The organism is uncultured Tateyamaria sp. (assembly GCF_947497045.1).
GTDB lineage: Bacteria > Pseudomonadota > Alphaproteobacteria > Rhodobacterales > Rhodobacteraceae > Tateyamaria.
Map to the genome: position 1 here is coordinate 1 of NZ_CANMEU010000049.1, position 401 is coordinate 401.

General features: G+C 52.1%; 1 protein-coding gene. It reads left to right on the plus strand.

Going from position 1 to position 401, the window contains the following annotated elements; genetic code table 11:
- Positions 1-401: DDE-type integrase/transposase/recombinase (locus Q0859_RS21465; protein ID WP_299155213.1), on the plus strand; the 401-nt coding region annotated here is incomplete at both ends.

Here is a 401-nt window from a genome sequence, read left to right on the forward strand (position 1 = left end):
AGTTCCGTGATAAGACGACGGCACCCAACCAGCTTTGGCAGACTGACTTCACGTATCTCAAGGTTATTGGTTGGGGTTGGTTCTATTTGTCGACCGTTCTGGATGACTACAGTCGGTATATCATCACCTGGAAGCTTTGTACCGGCATGGCCGCATCTGATGTGCAGGACACGTTAAATCAGGCGCTGGAAGAAACCGGGCTTGATCAGGCTAATGTCGTTCATCGTCCACGTCTGCTGTCAGACAACGGCCCCTGCTATATCTCCGGCGAACTGGCCGAATACTTGGAAGACAAAGGCATGCCGCACACACGCGGCGCACCTTATCATCCGCAAACCCAAGGCAAGATTGAGCGTTGGCATCAGACCCTCAAGAACCGCATTCTATTGGAGAACTACTTC